At 47.5% G+C, this 18,926-nt stretch carries 13 protein-coding genes and 2 pseudogenes; 8 read left to right on the top strand and 7 right to left on the bottom strand.

The genetic code is table 11. The annotated features are described in order from the left end of the window. Positions 1-75 precede the first annotated feature (75 nt). Positions 76-306, bottom strand: a complete 231-nt coding sequence (locus IC230_RS23700; RefSeq protein WP_191041548.1) for a hypothetical protein — start codon at positions 304-306, stop codon at positions 76-78. Between the two features lie 351 nt (positions 307-657). Here IC230_RS23700 and IC230_RS23695 point away from each other — a divergent pair, with 351 nt between their 5' ends. From IC230_RS23695 to IC230_RS23680, 4 genes and pseudogenes are all read left to right on the top strand, one after another. Further along, the gene (locus IC230_RS23695) at positions 658-915 is read left to right on the top strand and encodes a hypothetical protein (RefSeq protein ID WP_191041547.1); all 258 of its coding nucleotides are present in this window, start codon (positions 658-660) and stop codon (positions 913-915) included. Between the two features lie 101 nt (positions 916-1,016). Then, positions 1,017-1,139, top strand: a pseudogene (locus IC230_RS34840) (helix-turn-helix domain-containing protein); the annotation flags it as partial. Positions 1,140-1,614: 475 nt separating this feature from the next. Beyond that, positions 1,615-1,944, top strand: coding sequence for a DUF3987 domain-containing protein (locus IC230_RS34835; protein WP_191041712.1), 330 nt, complete (start codon positions 1,615-1,617; stop codon positions 1,942-1,944). 37 nt (positions 1,945-1,981) lie between these two features. After that, positions 1,982-2,206, top strand: a complete 225-nt coding sequence (locus tag IC230_RS23680) for a hypothetical protein (RefSeq protein WP_191041546.1) — start codon at positions 1,982-1,984, stop codon at positions 2,204-2,206. Positions 2,207-2,328: 122 nt separating this feature from the next. Here IC230_RS23680 and IC230_RS23675 read toward each other — a convergent pair whose 3' ends face one another. The 4 genes and pseudogenes from IC230_RS23675 to IC230_RS34830 all read right to left on the bottom strand — a co-directional run. Beyond that, positions 2,329-3,186, bottom strand: a complete 858-nt coding sequence (locus tag IC230_RS23675; RefSeq protein WP_191041545.1) for a hypothetical protein — start codon at positions 3,184-3,186, stop codon at positions 2,329-2,331. A gap of 58 nt (positions 3,187-3,244) precedes the next feature. Continuing rightward, positions 3,245-4,273, bottom strand: a complete 1,029-nt coding sequence (locus IC230_RS23670; RefSeq protein ID WP_191041544.1) for a hypothetical protein — start codon at positions 4,271-4,273, stop codon at positions 3,245-3,247. A 471-nt stretch (positions 4,274-4,744) separates the two neighbouring features. Further along, a complete protein-coding gene (locus tag IC230_RS23665) occupies positions 4,745-6,241 on the bottom strand; it encodes a hypothetical protein (protein WP_191041543.1) in 1,497 nt (498 codons plus the stop codon). A 1,138-nt stretch (positions 6,242-7,379) separates the two neighbouring features. Then, positions 7,380-7,523 (bottom strand): annotated as a pseudogene (locus IC230_RS34830) (integrase core domain-containing protein); the annotation flags it as partial. A 185-nt stretch (positions 7,524-7,708) separates the two neighbouring features. On the opposite strand from IC230_RS34830, the gene IC230_RS23655 reads away from it, so the two are divergent. From IC230_RS23655 to IC230_RS23640, 4 genes are all read left to right on the top strand, one after another. Beyond that, complete coding sequence (locus IC230_RS23655) at positions 7,709-8,032, top strand: hypothetical protein (RefSeq protein ID WP_191041542.1); 324 nt, start codon at positions 7,709-7,711, stop codon at positions 8,030-8,032. A 394-nt stretch (positions 8,033-8,426) separates the two neighbouring features. After that, positions 8,427-11,165, top strand: coding sequence for a beta strand repeat-containing protein (locus IC230_RS23650; RefSeq protein WP_191041541.1), 2,739 nt, complete (start codon positions 8,427-8,429; stop codon positions 11,163-11,165). 338 nt (positions 11,166-11,503) lie between these two features. Further along, a complete protein-coding gene (locus tag IC230_RS23645; protein WP_191041540.1) occupies positions 11,504-12,694 on the top strand; it encodes a tail fiber domain-containing protein in 1,191 nt (396 codons plus the stop codon). 1,552 nt (positions 12,695-14,246) lie between these two features. Beyond that, positions 14,247-14,840 (top strand): hypothetical protein, encoded by a 594-nt coding sequence (locus IC230_RS23640; protein ID WP_191041539.1) that lies wholly within the window; start codon positions 14,247-14,249, stop codon positions 14,838-14,840. 496 nt (positions 14,841-15,336) lie between these two features. Here the strand turns inward: IC230_RS23640 and IC230_RS23635 are convergent, their stop codons facing one another. Both IC230_RS23635 and IC230_RS23630 read right to left on the bottom strand, forming a co-directional pair. Beyond that, positions 15,337-17,841: an outer membrane beta-barrel protein gene (locus IC230_RS23635; RefSeq protein WP_191041538.1), complete on the bottom strand. Its 2,505-nt coding sequence runs from the start codon at positions 17,839-17,841 to the stop codon at positions 15,337-15,339. Between the two features lie 295 nt (positions 17,842-18,136). Next, complete coding sequence (locus tag IC230_RS23630; protein WP_191041537.1) at positions 18,137-18,856, bottom strand: outer membrane beta-barrel protein; 720 nt, start codon at positions 18,854-18,856, stop codon at positions 18,137-18,139. Positions 18,857-18,926: the final 70 nt, after the last annotated feature.

The raw sequence follows: 18,926 nt of genomic DNA, 5'->3' as shown, positions 1-18,926 counted from the left end.
CTGGTTAGTAGGGTCGTTCGTCAGGCTATGAGCGCTATAGTCTACCCGAATAGTTTACCACTCAACCTTCGTAAGCTACCTCCTATATAGCCTTGACCGATCAGAGTTAGGATCAAAAATCCATGCATTATTCTCAACAGGCCGATTGTTCACTATGGTGGCGCTGCCGGGAGAACTGAGGCTGGTCTTACTATCCTTAGTGACCATACCGGTAGCCTGCCCGCTGGTGGCTACGCCATTGACTCCAATCACATCTACTACAATGGTGATGGGCGAGGTGCCATACAGGGTACTGGGCTCGGGCATAGAGCCTCGAGGTTATGTCGGCTCTCTGGTTAACGGTTAGGCGTCAGGGCTGCTTTCCGGGTAGGTTAAGTCCACAATAGGGCTAATTGGACCAATTTTTATTGTTTTTGGATCATTTCTTATCGTTTTAGGGGAGGCATAGGGCCTACTTTTGACCTAGCATTTTCAGGAGATAGGCCCCGAGAAAGGTTAAGCTGAAATCAACTGCTGTCAGGCCGGCCATTGGGTGATACGTTCGACTGGGTTTGACTTCCTGTTATAGCGGGCGGCCTGAAAATTCCTGCGAATAACAAGCCCCTTGAGGTTTTTCTATTTTAAAATTCGTCGGTAGAACCAAACCATGCTTTCCAGATGGTAACCCTCTATTTTACCTGCTACAATCCTCTGGCGGGATTCCTTGAATCCAGCGTCGGTGGGAATGATATTGAATCCTGCCTAGACTTATTTTCGGCACTGGTTAGATCTAATTGGCAGCCTATTAGTATAAAACTTTCCGTTGATCCCGATACGGTTACCTGGCTACCTGTTGAAGTCTTTGATGGAAAGCCAATGAAGAAACCGCTGCAATCACTTCAGCAGCAGTGGGAAGAGCTTTTATATCAACACTGATGGGTTCAGTCATTCAACTAATGTATTATTCCCCTATTGAATCAGCTTGACTTTAGCTTTACGCAACCCACGCTAAGGCTAAAGTCAAGCTTAATGTTCAGCAGGCTGCCGAGTTATTAGACGTAACTACAGCCACTGTGTACGACCTAGTACACAAACGGCGCACCCCTAGCCACCGCCCCGGCAAGCGCTTGAATTTCCTTCGTAGCGAATTGATGGATTGAATTGAGAACGGACGTTGTATGACGGTTGACGAACTAACATCGGCCGCTACTAAAGGCACCACCCGAAACAAGCGTAGTACCATCGTTCACGGTCACACTTCTATAATGGAAAACCGCCGTTGGGTTTGGGTCCCAAACGGCGGCTAATACGCTAATACTATGAACGCTACGCACTACGAAGGTAGCAATATGATGTAAATACGGAAGGCTTTGACTCCGCTTTTTTAGTCAAGATTAGCAGCGGGCGGTGCCGAAAATAGACTGGCCAGACTCTCTACCAATCACCGACAGCTTACTGGGGTCGTGCTACTTGACCCCGAAATGATAGCAGAACCCCTACGCCCGTGGCTTATCGACATTGCTTACCGAATGAAGTGCCCACTGGATTTTGTGGCATTAACAGCTATACTCATGCTCTCTTCTCTAATTGGTCCTCGGCAGACGATTCAGCAAAAAAAACTAAGACGACTGGACGATTGTACCAAACCTATGGGGAGCCGTTGTTAGCGATCCCTCCAGTATGCAAACGCCATCAACCAGTGAAGTATTCAAACCCTTAACTCGTTTGGTGCTGGCCGCACGGGAAAAGTTCGAAGAGGAGATCCAGGCTTATGAAATAGAATTGATCGAGTACGAAGCCCCAGAAGAAAGCTCATGCTGCTCAAGCTCAGTGCCGCCACAAAGGCAAGCCAATCAGCACACGTCGTGTTTCATGGATAGGGTTTTAAGGCTCATAAGTTCCATTTGCGGGGCTTTCTGCTTGTCTAATGTACCCTTTGTCAGGCTTCGACCAATCTTCCTGTGAGCCTTAACGGTAAGGAATCACCTAAACCTTTACTCGTATGGTCATTGAAAGCCTAATATTGATCCAGGGAGAGAGCGTAAAGAAAGAAAATCTGGCCATTTCGTTAGCGAACGCCAAGCAGATCGTCTTGGGAAGCGTAAACCGGTTTGGCTTTGTTGTTCACTTGGCTGCCAGCTCAACCGATGATCTGAGCAATGCCCTACTTCGATTTGCCAAAGTGAAAGATGTTACTGGTGTGATAACTATGATGGTACGTCCTTGATAAAGCCAACACGGCTTTGGCTTGGTAGATGGCACATAACAAAGCCCCGCCTATCAATTGAGCGGGGCTTTGTTATTAAAATAGTTGCCAGGCTATTTGGTACTTTTTTCTGACAATCTGGATTACTGCTGAAAGTACTCCAATTTATCAGCATCAATGTTATTGTTTAGCCTCGCTTCCACTAGCGTTGCCGGTAGCACTGTTGAGCTAACCGTTACAACACCCGAAGAGGCCCCCGGACTCAATTGACCCGTCAAGCCAAACGACAGTCGATCGCCAGCCGCTACGCTTTGCGAAGTGGTTAAGATGTAGTAGTTGGGGTTTGAGTTATCCAGTCTCCAGACGCTGTTCTGCACTGTCCGGCCATTGACGCTGGTTAAGCCCGGATCAAAGCCCAGGGTAAGCTTCTGATCTTTGGTGACCCGCACCGTAAAGGTGCCACTGGTGGCTACCGAGTTTAGCTCGACCACATCGATGACGACTGTAAAGGGCGCCGATCCGTAGACGGTCGTGGGCCGGGCGTAGACGATGGGCGACAGATCCGAGAGCGCCGTGGCCGTGACCACATACAGATTCTGATTAGTCAACATGTTCTGCACGTAATGCGTGGCTGTATTGACCGTGCTGCTGGTGGTAACGGTCAGGTTGGTGCTAGGTGCTGGGGCGTAGGCCACTTGCAGCGTTGGCTCACTATATCCGTTAAGCTCGGGGGTCAGGTAGCTAATGCCTACCTGGCCCGAAAAAAGCAGCGGAGCACTAAACTGGTAGAGCCGGGTGATGCTGGGATTGTTAGCCAGGGGGGTGTTGGTGCGCTGGATGCTGTTGTTGACCAAACTTAAACTGGTAGATGGTGTGAGCGTCAGACCACCCATGGTTAGCGAGGTGCTTGTGAGCACAGTCATGCCACTGCTACCGACCACCAGCTGTGCCGATACCCGCAGAGACAGTAGCAGGATAAGAGTAAGGAATAAGAGCTTCATAAGATTTGGTTTGATGTTTCGAGGCCGGTAAGGTCATCTGGTTAGTGACCGCTTCTTACTAGTTGCCAGCCTGCACCGGCGTTGCCAGGATGAAACTACCTGGTCTCAAGATAAAGTTATTGGTTGTATTGGTCGTGGCTCTGGCGGCCTGCACCGTTAACGTACCCGCCGTTGTGGTGGAAATCATGGTGAAAAATTCAAATCGAACACCGAGGCTCGTCGTAGCTGTAACACCAAAACCAGCCGTTTCTGTATCATAACCGCCACTACTATTAAAAACGGTTCCGGCTAAATAACTTCCGTTGGCGTAAATGACCGCGCCAATGGGATTAGTTGCCGTACCGCTGTAGGTAATTCGGTAAGTTGAAGGTGCGTTTGTGGTGAGGCTAGGGTCACGCTGGCCGAAAATAGTGCCTCTCAGAAAATAGGTTTTTCCCGCTTCCAATGAAATACTGGTTACATTGGCATAAGAAGGCGATGTGGTAGAAACAGTGACATTGCTGGTCAGAATCGAATAAAATGGTGAGCTGCTGCCCGGTGTTGCCCAGCTCCCATCCCCTCGTAAATACGTAGTGGCGCTAGGCGTACCGGTGGCTGATAGCTTGCTGGTGTTGACGGCACCATTGGCAATCTTGGCCGTTGTAACTGCGTTGTTGGCGATTGAAGTGGCCCCTGTAGATGATATCGTTACGTCGCCAGTTACGGTTTGAGGAGCCTGAGGGGCGAAGGGACTTGTCGCGCCGGTTAAGTATACTTGTCCACCGGCTGTGCCGCTGGCAAAACCCTGTCCGGGATTACCAGCGGGACCAGTGGCCCCATTGAGCGTTACCCAGGCCGAGCCGTTATAAAAGTAAAAGCCGGGCGTGTTGTCGTTCTGGTAGATCATCAGGCCCGTAGCCGGGGTTTGTATGAGGTTTCGTTCGTCTCGGGTCATGCGCGGGATGAGTACGCCCTGCTTGGTGCTGGTTACGTCCAGAATGGCTGAGGGGTTAGGAGTTGGCGTGTTAATACCTACACCCAGATTGCTTTGGGCGAGCGTGGCTGTTGTTAAACAAGTGGCCAGAAGGGCCGTAAAGAACTGTTTCATAAATTGGTTTTGGTTTTTTAAAAAGAGAGTAAATAGACAATTAAAACAGATGCTTATCCCATTTTGGCACGGATTCGTATTGACAACCACCAACCAGACTAACAGCGGATGAATAGCTTATAAATTCCGGAGAAGTAAGCCTGATTGTAGTTATTATACTATACCGTTCAAAGTGTACATAATGCATCTGTGGTAATAGATTAAAAAGGCTATCCGTTACTATTCTACTGATAATAAAGACATTGTCCTATGATAGAGATAAATACACGCACTAACTTTGCACACAAAAAAATACCCGGCACCATCAGCGCCGGGCTTTCAAATATCCACTCTATAAGAAAGCCAGCTTGGCTTTCTAGTTCTTTGATTCTCGTCTCAATAAAGCTATTCATCTACTCCTGAAACTCCCGCAGTTGCTGAACCGTGTTAAGGCTGTAGAAGCGCTTAGATTAAGGCAATTATAGAATGATCCTATTGTGCATGAACATTTATGTACTGAACTTCACTTATTTGGCCACCATCACAATAGCTGGTGATGGTAACCTTGATGGTCCCATAACCCGCATTTGAACTCCACTGAACCCCTACAAACGAATAACCGGTTATCGTCGTTTGCCCGTTACTAAATGTTCCTGTTAAGGAATAATTGGGGTAGCCCTGAGGAACGATTTCCCAGGTAATCGTAACGCCACCCTCAATATTCTCGTATGAGCCAGCTACGCCGTACGTAGCATACTGACCCCGGGAAATATTGTCAGCCCCTGATATGGTAAAATAAGGCTTGCCCAACTTGCTCAAATCATACCAGCCGAAGGCATCAGACTGTCTGGATTCGGTCACCCCTGTATCATGACACTGGCTTGTGACGCGCATGCCGACCGTACTGACATTGTTTTGGGTTAGTTTGTCGCCAGGTATATCAAAGTAGTCACCACTGCCTATGTTCTCATAGATGACGTTATTTAAGTCATCATTGGCTGATATTTTCCAGATAAACTGAGTTGGTCCATTTGTACCGTAGCCAACGGCCGTATAGCGTAGCCCAGCTCCCGGTACGTAGCAGCGGTAAGGGAAAGAAACGGTTGTCGGCGCATCGCATTTTGCTAATTCCTGCTGATCGCATTGGCAGGAGGTAAAGGCCTGGATGGCTCCGTAAGCAGCGCCGATAATGGCGCCGATAGCTGACCCTTTTACGAGTATTGTCGCGCCCGATTTTACAATAGCTTCAACGCCACCAATAGCATTGCCCGTAGACGATAACCCACTGATCGTTCCTACGTAGCAATATAGCTTAGCCCAAAATCCGCAGGCGGACGTGGAGCGGGCCTTTGATTGACTAGGGCCTGCTGAGGCAGGGGCCTGTTCCAGGCGAAAAAGCAAGGCATATTTGACAGTTGACCGTTGATTCAACACTTCGCTTCTCTCGGATGGAGTCAGGGTATTATCTTGGGCAACCTCCTTTTCTTTTTGGGCAAACCAGTCCCATGCGCTTTGCATAGTCGGCTGTGTATCTAACAGCTCCAGGAGCGAACGTTGCTGGTCCTTGATGATCTGGCCCTGCCGCTGGGTATAGCTTTTCTGAGCTACCAGGTCATCAATAATCTGGTCATGATTCCAGTGATTTGCGTTTATCTTCGCCTGGTAGGCGTCAAACTTGGCCTTGAATCCTGCTCGTTGATCGGCAGGTAAGTAGGTCAATGGATCGATCGTTGCCGAGTAATATTTGATATGTCTCAGTAGTACTTGGCCGTGGGTGTTGAAATTGTAGCCCGTCGTATCTCTGGGGCGGGCGTAGGCGTTGTTTCTGGACAGGATATTATCCAACGTAACAACGCCATTCAGATTCAGGGGAGCTTTCCCCGTATTATCCTTATCGAGCGTAAGCGAATTTATTTCTGTATTACAGGAGAGCGGCAATAGGATACAAATCAGTATCCATACGATTGAGGTTGGAGATGAATTTTTCATGATCTTGTTGAGGTAAGAATTGAGCATTTGACACCAGTTTTTAAGCAACGTACGTGATGCTTCCCAGGCTTAGTAGCGCAGACCAGATCGATGAATAGCCAATGACAGCTTGTGTCCATGGCGCTTGTCAGTGAGATTGGCTTTAGGACCCATAAAGCCAATCCGTAGTTTTACATAACGTTGATCGTTTAATGGTTAAAACGTTAAACCCTTGTAGGACCCCGCATCTGGTCGTCAACCTGTTGTAGAGCTTTTTTTGCGAAAATTCGGGGTTAAATACCGCTAAATCAATAAATAATTATTGATTATTTGAAATTTTATATTTGAATAGTTATATAAACGTATAGGTAGTACTACTTATCTTATCTAAGTATACTTAGCTGATTATGCTTGATTTATCAGCTGTTTTCACAAAACATTTTTTGGTAACAGAGTCTGTAATAGAAATACCTATACTAAAAGATTCATCAAAAAGTACAAACAAAAAAACGTCTCTTTTGGGAGACGTATATACGCCGTTATGTATTGATGATCAATGGATTATGTGTTCATTTGGCTAATAAGTAAGGGTTGATGTCATCCATTTAGGGTTCTGATATCTAACCGAATATAAAGTCTTATCTTTTAGCCGCCCAGCTCCCGAATCTGTTTGTCTAACGGCTGGATTATTTCTTCCTTAAGGCTTCTTAGCTGCTCTACCATCGTCAGGTTGGAAATTATTTGCGCATCCCGCAACGGGCTCACCCTTTCCAGGAAGTAAGTGCTTAGCCCGAGATATGGGGCTTGGCTGCACATATACGCTCAAGAGTCTCAGAGTTAGGCCAGAGCCTCATACACCGAATAGCCCAACTACAGTCTTTTAAGACCTTGCGGTTAGGTTCTGTTTACTTAACGCTCATCCGTTCGATCTAGGGCACGATCTTTCAAAGGCCCATCCTAAGTTATAAGTTGTTCGAAGCGCTTGATTGAGTTTTTGGGCTAGCTAAGAGACCCTGATAGAGGTTTCTTATTTCTATCTCCAAAAGCTGCTTGATGAGTGTCCTTATCTCGTTGAGCGAGCCAGTTTTGCTAGCATTTAAGCCACCTGCCGATATTCAACCGGCATCATAAACTTCAAGGCCTGATGATGCCGTTACGTGTTATATTCCATCAGCCAGGCATTCACTATTTGTCTTACCTGCTTGATACTGGTAAAAACATGTGCATCTAAAACTTCTCGCCGAAACGTCCTGTTGAACCGTTCAATGTACGCATTCTGCGTGGGTTTGCCTGGCTCGATCCAATATAACTCAACGATGTATTCCTGGAAAAGAAGGTAAATACAGTACTGTATTTACCTTAATAGGCCTCCTATGCCGTGCGGAGTTTAGCTCCGGTTGGCTTACCCGAAAAACCCATTCAGGTAGCCACAGTGCAACCTGAACTACAAGCTGAACAGCGGCCGAGCCGACAACCCATAACCTGCTGATGCGTCCCCAGATCAAGATGGCGGCCGGTTGGACCTCAACCAGGCAGTTGATTCGTTACGTAAACCATGACCGTCGGTTGCCGGAGGCTGTGGCTACATGGCTAATTCAATGGATCCCGCTCCAGGGCAAAGGGCACCCGAACCAACACGTCCATTCCTGCCCATCTACAAGGCCTGCTAAAATTCAGCAGCCGTGGACAATTTCCCTGTACGAAGTCGCCTTTTCGGCCGAGCGCTATAACCCTGTCTGGCTGTTGAATGAAGGGAGAGGGAGTGTAACGATGAGCGGTTGTACTGCCTCTCTTAGCTTCGTAAGTCACTGATTCGCCTACTGTAGGCTTAACTATGCATTGTCAGCGAACTCATCCGACAAGGGTATGATTGTTCACTCACCTACACGCTGGCGTTACTGACATACCACTGGTGGTTATTCGCATACATCCCCCAGCAAGTAAGTAATCCCCTGATTTACTTTGCTTAAACTCGCTTGATCTTATTCCCACTGAATCATAATGACCGTGACTCTACTCGGCCCTGAGGCTGCCACTCCGCCGGAGTATTACCCTCAGATGTGCTCGGATAGTACTACTGCCAGCCTTTATCAGCCCTCCACTTCCGCCTATAATACGTTTTGTTTAAATGGTAAGAAATGATGCTGCTATGGATGATTTGTAAACGTCTGAACTAATTCCCATTTTTATCTAAACAACGACCTCTATGACCAACAACTATCTGTTTTTCAATCGACTAATTCCCCAAAGTGGAGTTAGTAAAAAGCCATTGGCAACCAAACAACTGGTAACCTGTTTGCTGTTCACTCTGATCAGCTTGTGGGCAAAGGCCAATACCTATAACGTAAATACAACGGCCGATGGCAATTCCTCCAGCGGTACGGTTAATTTGCGGGGAGCGATCCTGGCCGCTGACGCTTTGGGCGGTACGCATACGATCAACGTGCCCGCTGGTACCTATAACCTGACACTGGGTACAGTCACTTTTGGCAACAAAGCCCAGAACATCACCATTAATGGCGCGGGGGCGGGCTCCACCATCATCAATATGACCGCGACGAATCGTGACCGGATTTTTTTTATTAATCCAACCGCTTTCGTTTACAATGTGCAAACGACAATCACCGGCGTGTCCTTCACCAATGGCCATTTGACATCCGATAATTATGGCGGGGGGGCGATTATTGCGGGTGGCCCGAATAATGCGCTGACGATCACGAGTTGTGGTTTTACTAATAATACAATTGATGCCTCACGGGCCAGTGCAGGGGGGGCTATTGCCTATTTAGGGGGTGGTTATTTAGCCATCGATCAGTGTACATTTACCACAAACTCGGCCCCTTCTAATGCCAATGCAAACGGGGCGGGTGGTGCGGTTGATTTTGAAGCTTATAGCTTTAGTATCAATAATGTCTATACCTATCCAGACAACAGCTTGTCGGTCACCAACTCTGTGTTCACCAATAATTCGGTGGGCAATAACGGCATCGGTGGTGCTATCAACGTTTCGGCGGGAGGCTTCTCCACCGTTGATCCACCCCGACCAACGCTGTCCATTACGATTGCTGAAAATTCGTTTGTTAACAACAGTGCGCCTGGCTCGGGCGGCAATGGCAGAGGTGGGGCTATTTCGGCCACCAATTCATTCAGTCCTACCAATGTATTTCGCATTAACTATAACCGTTTTGTGGGTAATACGGCCAACGTTAGCGCTGGCAGTGCCTTGATCAGCTTTGATACGCAGGGCAGTGTCGATGCCAGCAATAACTGGTGGGGCTGCAACGGGGGGCCAACCAGTTGTGCCGATAAGGCCTATCGCTATCCTGGCAGCAGTTCGGGCACACTAACGACGACACCTTACCTGCAATTACGAACCACCGCAGCCAGTTCTCCCCTATGTAGTGGCAATTCTACTGGTATCACCGCCGGCTTTACTGTCAATTCCGCTGGGACAGCCATTGCTGCCAGTAATCTGTCGGCCTTTACCGGGGTGCCCATTACGTTCAATACGACTCTAGGTACGATGTCGTCAGCCCAAACTACTATCCAGGCAACCGGCACCGCTACCGCCACCTTCACCGCAGGCACCACTCCAGGCAGTGGTACGGTCAACGCTGTAGTAGACAATGTTCCTGCCAATGATGCTACGGCTAGGGCTTCGATAACAGTGAATGCCGCTCCCGTGATTACCGACCAGCCTGACAATGCAACCACCTGCTCAGGGACGACCGTATCCTTCAATGCAGCCGCTACGGGTAGTGGTACGCTCAGCTACCAATGGTACAAAGGAACCACCGCTTTGGCCAATGGAGCTACCGGTACCGGATCAACCCTTTCGGGGGCTACCACGGCAACCCTGACCATCATTAATCCTGGTTCAGCTGATGCCGCTACTAATTACAACCTGCGCGTTAGTTCGACCGCCGGGTGTAGCGTCACCGCCACCAACGCTTCGCTGGTCGTGAATATACCCCCCGCCATCAGTAGCCAGCCCGCGAACACCAGTGGATGCGCAGGCAATACTGTCTCGTTTGGCGTCACTGCCAACGGTAGCGGCACGCTCAGTTATCAATGGTATAAAGGCACCACCGCTTTGGCTAATGGAGCCACTGGCACGGGATCATCCATTGGGGGCGCCACCACGGCCAGCCTGAGCATCAGTAACGCCAGTCCCACTGATAACGCATCGAATTATAACGTGCGGATTTCATCGAGTACGGGATGCACGCCAACAACGTCCACCAATGCTTCGTTGGTGGTTATTGCTCCTCCTGTCATCAGTAGCCAGCCCGTCAGTGGCTCCAGTGTGCAAGTCGGTGGTAGTGTGCGGGTTGTCGTTTCGGTCAGCGGTCAGGTCACTAGCTACCAGTGGTACCGGGAGGGGGCTATTATCAGTGGCCAAACCTCGGCCACGCTCAATCTGACTAACCTACAACTGAGTCAGGCAGGTTCTTACTCACTAGTGGCCAGTAATGGCTGCGGCAGTGTGACCAGTGGCGTGTTTAGCTTAACGGTGCTTGGTTCGGATCTGTCACCCATTATTTACGCCCGGCCCACAATAGTCTACGGCAATTCGCCTTTTACAGTCGTGGTTGACGTACTGGAGCTAAACTCAGTGGCCACCAGCGGCACATTCACGGTGCGGGTTACCAAAGATCAAAAGCTCAACCTAAGCTTTGATCCCGGTTTAAGTAGCGTCAACAACCGGTCGGTGCAAAACAGCGTCTGGAGTCTGGACAATTCGAATCTCAACTACTACATCTTAACCACCTCCCAGAGCATAGCCGCTGGCGACAAGTTGTCGTTTGGACTAACAGGTAGTTTGCTTCCCAGCGCTTCCACCGGTGTGGTGACGGTCAGCGCGACAGTGCTGCCTACAACCGTAGTCGAAGCCAAGTTGAATAACAACATTGACGCCGATAAGATTGAGTATTTTCAGCAGTGAGAGGTGGAGGCAACTCAATAACCTTCTGCTTAGTTAAGTCTCATAAGACTGCCCAGCGGCTGAATTAGTGACAGCAATAAGAAGGCCCCGGCAAAGAGTCGGGGCTTTTTTGTTGATCTGTTTGCTTTAAATAGTTCATCTACGACTAACCAACTCAGGAGACGTTGACCGTTCGCTCAACAGGCAACTCTGTTGCCTCCAAATTGATATAGGTTGCCCCAAATCTTAGGCTGGATGAGTAGTTAAAACCTGATCATTGTCCAAACAGTAGCATTCAGCAAGAAGGAATAAATTAATAACTCAATCAACACGTATAAATTTTACTACTAATCCCCATCATGAAATCATTCTATCTGGTTGCCCTCCTCGCACTAATCTCAACTAGCCTGCATGCTCAAGTTGGCATTGGCACGACTACGCCTAAATCCTTTTTTAATGTAGCGGCTGATAAAGAGGTGCTGTTTGGTGGCAGTATGTCGGGTACGGGCAGTAAACTTATCTGGTACCCCGTACAAGGTTCCTTTCGGGTTGGCTATATCGATGGAAGTCAATGGGATCCGGCCCAGATAGGTGTCACTTCCTTTGCGGCTGGCCGTAATACAATTGCCAGTGGCCAGAACGCCACCGCTTTGGGGTTCAGTAGTATTGCCAGTGGCCTAACCGCCATCGCGATGGGGCAAGATAATGCAGCCAGTGGTAATAGTTCTGTGACCATAGGGGACAACAATACAGCCAGCGGTAGTGCTGCAATAGCCATAGGGCGGGGAAACTTAGCCAGTAGTTTAAACTCTATAGCTATAGGTTACGGTAACACCTCTAGTCGCTTCTACTCTACAGCTATAGGCAACACCTCTACCGCCAATGGCTACAACTCTATGGCTTTAGGCATCCAGGCTATTGCTAGTGGCGATTACTCGACAGCAATGGGGAACTATGTATCTACTACCAATCAAAATGGTTCTTTTATTATTGGGGATCTTTCCACCGACCTTTATTCCAATACGACCTACAATCAAATGATGATGCGCTTTAGAGGTGGTTACATACTCTACAGCACTGCCCCAGCGAGTCAAGCCGCAGCTGTAGGGGTAAAACTGGCTCCTGGTAGTAACGCCTGGCAGACGCTATCGGACTCGACCCGCAAGGAGAACTTCCGAAGCGTGGACGGCGCTTCGTTTCTAAACAAGATCGCTAGCCTGCGTTTAGGCTCTTGGAATTACAAAGGCCAGGATGTGAAGCAATACCGCCACTACGGCCCGATGGCTCAAGACTTCTTTGCTGCTTTCGGTCATGACGAGCTAGGGATCATTGGCGAAGCCAAGTCAATAAATCAGGCTGATTTTGATGGGGTAAACCTGATTGCCATTCAGGCACTGATCAAAGAAGTGCAACAGTTAAAAGCTGATAATTCGCAACTAAAAGCAAAAGTAGAAACGTATGAAGCCCGCTTCAATAAACTCGAATCTGGATTTAATTTACCTTCAGATCAGTCAGTCATAACCTTAAAGCCGTTGGAGAGTCCGTTTTAACTATGTAGGATATGTAGGCCAAAAAGCATCTTTATTTTTTACTTTTCCACTACCCCTAAAAGTTTACGATGCGGATAGTGAAACGAGTCTCAACAGGACGATCGCTTGATGGTTAATCGCTTGCAATCGACAGGTATGATTCATCAACGTTTCGCCTTTGCTTACGATCGATTGTGAATCCGTTTGGTGCATCTCAAGGTTTAATTTCTCCAACTCAGCTCGCATGCTATCCTGCAAGTTTAGTAGTTGACTAATTGGACACTGGCCAAGCCAGCCTGTTTTTGAGATAGTGGTCTGTGAACTGACATCCGAACCCAGGCAGGTGCTGAGTTGGTGATACAGCTGGTAAAAGTCAGCGACGGCAACCAACCACTTGGTAAGTATCTCATGTAGTCTTATAACCGGATCGGGATCATGCCTTTCTTTTCCATGGTCCTGCATTCGGTTTTTGTTTACTCGTTGGTTCACTTAACGGAGGTAAGCTAAACAAAAATGGAAGAATTAATATAGAAAATGGCCCTTATATGATGATAAGTTATTGTACGGTAGGATCAAGTAAACACACATATTAAACATGGTTCTCTGTTTTTGCCATTTGATAACAATGGGCCTGTTCTTACCCCTAGTTCACTAATCATTTTTTGCCTTTTTATGAATTTTATCCACAGCGTTTTGGGGTGAGCTGTGGACAAGGGAGAAGGGGAGTATATAGGGGGCCTTCTCTGGTGGAGACGAAGTAGCGCAAAGCCTCTTTTAAGCAGGGTGGGGAGTATATCAAGTATATTGCATACTATGATGTATTATACCCTTTTGCCAGTTTTGCCGGGCACCTGTATAAGCGCTTTTGGAAAAAATAAGTTGATAACTACCGAAAACAAGAGGGCATGGACAAACGGGTAAGGACTCAATTAACTACTATTCTATGGCCATCATGTTGCTACTTTTCCTCTTTATGCTAAACCTGTTAAATTGGAGCTAACACGGTAGCCAATTACTATCAAGGCAAAATAAACCAGCAACAGCAGGCTGATCACCAATACCAATTTTAGTGCAAAAGCAATAGTATCAGTCGAAGGGTTCACTACGACGTAATCAGAAGCTAGCAGAAGACATGGGAAATGTCTGATTGTTGCAGGCCATAGTGTAACCCATAACTGACGTACTAATTGTTGAGGGCATACAAGCAAGCAGTTTAATACCAGCTCCATTCGTTGCATGATGCTCAGAGACGTCATCTGTCCTGTTAAAAAAAATGTCGATCCAGTTTCCAACTTTGACAACTCACTTCATCTCTTTAGGAAAAACAGACGGCCTATATGATGAGACGGTTTTTAATTCTACTGAGTCTGGCGTTGCCCTTCGTTGGCAGAGCCAAAAGCTGACCAATGCTCAGTAGCCAAATGACCTGGAAAAAGGTCACGTTACGGTGGGGGGCAGCATCGGGCAGGACTATTGAGGCAAAAGTCGACTGGATGTTCTCTGCTATTCCTGTAGTGAAGTATAGGGGTGAGCCCTCAACTTCAAATAAGATGAATCTAAACTAACTAAAAAAATGATGAACCATGTATGTCGACGTCCAGGCCGTTTACTGGCGGTCTGTCTCCATTTAGCAATGCTGTTGTGGCTACTAGGCTGCAAAGAGCAGGGAGATACATCCCGACCAGCCATCCCTGCCGATATCTACGGTACGTGGAACGCCAGCGGGCTCAACTTTGAATCAGCGGGTCAAGGCAGTACCCCCATGACAACTGGACAGGCAGCCTTATTCAACGCCTTTAAAGCGGGCACCTATACCTTCAACTGGGACAGCACATATGTCAAGCGTTCGTCCGACTCAACCCTCTCGGCTACGACCGTCTTGGTTACGCTCGAGCGGGGAACCTTTAAGCTTTTGAACGGGCAACTCGTTTTAACGACTCAGGACGCACTGACTAAAACAACACGTAATCAGTATCTCACCTGTAATTATGAGATCAGATCGCTGGGTACGTTTGCCGTCACTACAATAGCCTTGCAAGTGACCAAAGACCAATTACTGCAAACCCTGGAGGAGGAAAAACAAACGAACCCCTCGTACCAGCAAACACGTGATTTCCTATTGGAACGGAATTTTTTTAGAATCAACCAGACACTACGACAGTATTAGATTAAGAGACTCCCCTTCAAGACATTCATTATTGAAACGCTTTGGCTTTGTGATCCTTATTGTCAGGCTCAAGTCTTGCCAATTCTTGGGTGGTAAGGTGGTAAAGTCTATATAGGGGGCTTTACCATTACCAGCCAGAAAGAATACCATTGTTTACTTAGCAAACGCCCACCGTAAAATCAATAATCTGTCATTATTTAAGTATAGATGGCAGTGGAATATTATTTACTTTTTGCCTCGAGAACGAGTACAAGTGGCTACGTTCCCAAGTTTATCTGAACAAGTGTCAGATTTTGTTCCTTATTTATATCCCCCTCCTACCCCATCACACTAGCATGTCCATAACTCACTGACAATCAAGTAACAAAAAAGCCATGCTTCAAGGCGAGCATGGCTTTCACGTTTTCTTAACCTAAACTAAAATTTTTCAATGAATACTGTCTCCTAAATTAGATTGAGACCCTACACTCACTATTTATCGTACATTATCCATTCGTTAATTATTTCCACCAGCCCGCTTCTGTTCGGCTGACGTAGCTGAGTTGCGCTGGCGTTCGCCTTTTACATTCTGATTACCAAAACGATACGTAAACGTCAGCGTAACCCGGCGGCTCTCCCAACGAGACATTACGCGGAAATCGATATCCTGTACAACGGCCCGTCCACGGAAGTAATTTAACCAGAAGGGATCACTTACGTTCAGCTTCAGACTGCCCTTACCATCCATTACTTTCTGCTGCAAACCCAGGCTGAAAGCACCCATTGGCTGCGCCCGATAGAAGCCATACTGCGACGCTGAATTATACCAACCCGATACTTCGGCGGATAATGTTTTGCTGATCGTGATGTTGTTAGACGAGTACAGATTATACGCCACCAGCTTCACTTCGTATGGTGTTCCCGAATAGAAGGTTTGGTACGTCTGGTAATACGCGCTCACGTTGTTCTGCATCCGCCACCATTTGGTAACTGTCACCGGAAAACTGACGTTCAGACTCAGGTTATCCAAATGCCCCTGGTTTTCAGGTGTTATGTAGGTGATGTTCTCAGACGCGATCTGCCGGGGTGTCTCGCGGTTGATGAAATCGGTGGTGCGGCTAAACCCAAGCGTTGTGGTGATCATGTTCTTGAATACGTGCGTCAGCTCAACCGAATTCGTGTATTGTGGTTGCAGAAACGGATTACCTTTCTGAAAAGTGTACGGGTCCAGGTAGAACACGAATGGGTTCAGATTCTGATAATCAGGACGGTCGATCCGGCGACTATACGACAGGTTCAGTACGTTGTTTGTATCTAGCTGGCGCGACAGGAATAACGTCGGGAAAATGTTCAGGTAGTTCCGATCAACGGTTTGATTGAGCGTAACCGACGTACCAACCGAGTGCGTGTGTTCAGCCCGCAAACCTGCCTGCACTTTCAACTTTCCGAATTTGCCAGCGTAATTAATATAACCAGCGTTGATATTTTCGTCGTATTTGAACTGGTTCGAGCGACTCGCATCGGGCAGCCACTGCCGGGATTCCTGCTGCAACGTATCATAAATCGTGTTGTTATCGGCGTTGACGAAGCTACTTTTCAAACCGGCTTCCCACTTGCTTCCATTTTTCATCGGATGAACGTAATCCGTCTTGAAAGCCATAATGTTGATCGTAGATGGCATTACGTTGCGAACATCCTGATTTGGACGGATCGTCACATTTTCAGCGTTGGTATACGAGGTTCCCAGGTTGTTGCTGTTATTACCACCGTAGTGAACGTAATCCGCATCGACGGTCCACTCGCGACCCTGGCCTATGTCATATTTGTAATTAACATTAGTCGTTACGTTCGAGAGGAAGTTCCGCATATCCGTCTGAGTCAGCGCTTTACTGGTCAGTTGACGATTACCATTGCTGATAAGCGTATTATTCTGCCCTGTCGACTGCCAATCGTTCGAGAAACCGTTCACCAACACGCCAATAGTGCTTTTCTGACTGACGAAATAATCAAGTCCGGCTTTGTACGAATGACCCATAAATTGATTCGGACGGAACGACGTCTGGTCGAAATAAGTGGTTTGGCCGTTGTATGGAATGACCCGATTCAGTTCATTCATCTGCGCACTCTGCCGATTCGTGTAGCTGTAATTTCCAAATAGATTCACTTTACCCTCCCGATGATTCAGATTCAGCGAGCCATTGAATTTCGGTAAATCGTTACGGACTCCATTCAGGTTGTTTACCCAGCCGTAGCCAGTGCTAACGACAACGTTTCCGTTTGTACCGAAATTCTTATTTTTCTTCATTTTGATGTTGATGATCCCCGAGTTACCGGCCGCATCGTATTTAGAGCCGGGGTTGGTGATAATCTCAATTGAAGCAATGTTATCGCTGGGCGTGTTCTTTAGCAGATTCGATACTTCCTGCTGCGAGAGGTAGGTTTGCTTTCCGTCGATGTAGACAATAACCCCCGATTTACCTTTTAACTGAATCTGGTCATTCTGACGATCAATCGTTACTCCCGGCGCTTTTTCCAGAACTTCCAGGGCGGTATTCCCGCTGGCTACAATGCTATTCTCAACGTTAACTACGGTTCGGTCAACCTGCTGCTCGATGAAAGGCTTCTGCGCAACAACCTTTACTTCGGTCAGGTTTTTCGCTTCATCGGCCATGGCCAGCATAGGTAATTCCAGCGCAGGCTGCTTTTCATCAATTGCGAACGAAGCGCTATACGTTTTATGATAACCGATCTGCTGAGCGGCTACCAGATAACGGCCAGCACCAACATTATCGAAAGCATATTTCCCTTCGGCATCGCTAATCGCGCCTTTTACCAACGTAGAGTCTTTCGCTTTCAGGAGCATCATAGTGGTAAACTCCAAGGGTTTTCCGGCTACTGTTCCTACATTTCCATTGACGGTTCCCCGGGTTAAAGCCTGCCCAGACGCGGTGGAGAGCGTTAGCAAAAGCAACCCATAGAAAGCTGTCCAGAGCAATAGGTGATAAGATAGATTCTTTTTCATGGCACTATTTATTTGAAGGTCTCTTTCTGTTCATACCAAAGTACATGGCAAAGGTAGGTAGTGGGTGTCACATAGTACCTGTTCTTACACAAGCGGTCTGAATGATAGGATGAGTGGATTCAAGGGGTTGAATTCCTGTTGTTGAAAAAGATCTTCGATCGAAAGACACCGTCGAAGCCGTAATGTTGCATGACGGAATCGGGATTTTTACAAGATTCTAAAGATTACCGGGATTTCTGCAGGTGGAGCAATCCTGAGAATCTGTCGAATCTTGTAAATCCCCGTTCAGGCATCCTCAGATTTTCAGTCCCACCGACCATACGCTGGCGTCGGGTCCTTGCCCAGTTCGAAAGGGACTGTTTGGCTCGTAGCGCAAGAAGAGTTTAGTGCTACCACGATAACCTAATTCGGTAGTTAGCCCCCAGCGGAACGGATTTAGTTGGTACGATCCATGCTTCCGAACGGCTGAGCCTCCTTCTGGTTTGACTTTAGTATAGCTGTCCAAACGCATACCCACATACGCACCTGCGCTAAGCGATAGCCCAGATCGGAACGATACGTTCATCATCAGAGGTAAGTTCAGTTGCGCCGTTACCAGTTTAGATCTGCGCAAATCCGTATCAGCCTGTTCAATGGTGAGTTGTCCGTTCCGTTCAACCAGTGTATTGCGATTTTCGAACATAAAATTGTTCCAGGCAACTTCAGGTCCCGTGATCAGACGTAACTTGGTCGAACCATTCATAGCCAGCGGAATACGCGTCTGCCAACCCAGCGCAACAAACCGCGACCCTACTGGACTCAAGTCGTAACCTGCTGGAACTGATCCACCAAAATTATTGAAACCTATGTAGAAGCTAGGCCCGGATCGAACACGATACGTTCTTTTTTCCGATTTTGTCGAACTAGTTGTGTTTGTCGAATCAGAGGAAGTTATAACTGTAACGGTTGTTTGCGCGAACGTAGTGACAGTGGTAGCGATCAGCGCTGTAGTGAGGAGGTGTTTGAACATGTTCATGGTGTTTGTATTCAGTTAGTGTCCAGTAGATTTTTTGTTTATTTGACAGGAAGATGTCAGAGTACGGTCG

It is taken from the genome of Spirosoma validum (assembly GCF_014699035.1).
GTDB classification, from domain to species: Bacteria; Bacteroidota; Bacteroidia; order Cytophagales; family Spirosomataceae; genus Spirosoma; species Spirosoma validum.
This window is presented reverse-complemented; position numbering and strand designations above follow the sequence as displayed.

Bases quoted from the DNA above. Each gene is read 5' to 3' on its own strand.
- IC230_RS23640 (WP_191041539.1), top strand. From the start codon at position 14,247: ATGATGAACCATGTATGTCGACGTCCAGGCCGTTTACTGGCGGTCTGT.
- IC230_RS23635 (WP_191041538.1), bottom strand. From the start codon at position 17,841: ATGAAAAAGAATCTATCTTATCACCTATTGCTCTGGACAGCTTTCTAT.
- IC230_RS23700 (WP_191041548.1), bottom strand. From the start codon at position 306: ATGCCCGAGCCCAGTACCCTGTATGGCACCTCGCCCATCACCATTGTA.
- IC230_RS23675 (WP_191041545.1), bottom strand. From the start codon at position 3,186: ATGAAGCTCTTATTCCTTACTCTTATCCTGCTACTGTCTCTGCGGGTA.
- IC230_RS23665 (WP_191041543.1), bottom strand. From the start codon at position 6,241: ATGAAAAATTCATCTCCAACCTCAATCGTATGGATACTGATTTGTATC.
- IC230_RS23630 (WP_191041537.1), bottom strand. From the start codon at position 18,856: ATGAACATGTTCAAACACCTCCTCACTACAGCGCTGATCGCTACCACT.
- IC230_RS23695 (WP_191041547.1), top strand. From the start codon at position 658: ATGGTAACCCTCTATTTTACCTGCTACAATCCTCTGGCGGGATTCCTT.
- IC230_RS23680 (WP_191041546.1), top strand. From the start codon at position 1,982: ATGGTCATTGAAAGCCTAATATTGATCCAGGGAGAGAGCGTAAAGAAA.
- IC230_RS23670 (WP_191041544.1), bottom strand. From the start codon at position 4,273: ATGAAACAGTTCTTTACGGCCCTTCTGGCCACTTGTTTAACAACAGCC.
- IC230_RS23655 (WP_191041542.1), top strand. From the start codon at position 7,709: ATGCGTCCCCAGATCAAGATGGCGGCCGGTTGGACCTCAACCAGGCAG.
- IC230_RS23645 (WP_191041540.1), top strand. From the start codon at position 11,504: ATGAAATCATTCTATCTGGTTGCCCTCCTCGCACTAATCTCAACTAGC.
- IC230_RS23650 (WP_191041541.1), top strand. From the start codon at position 8,427: ATGACCAACAACTATCTGTTTTTCAATCGACTAATTCCCCAAAGTGGA.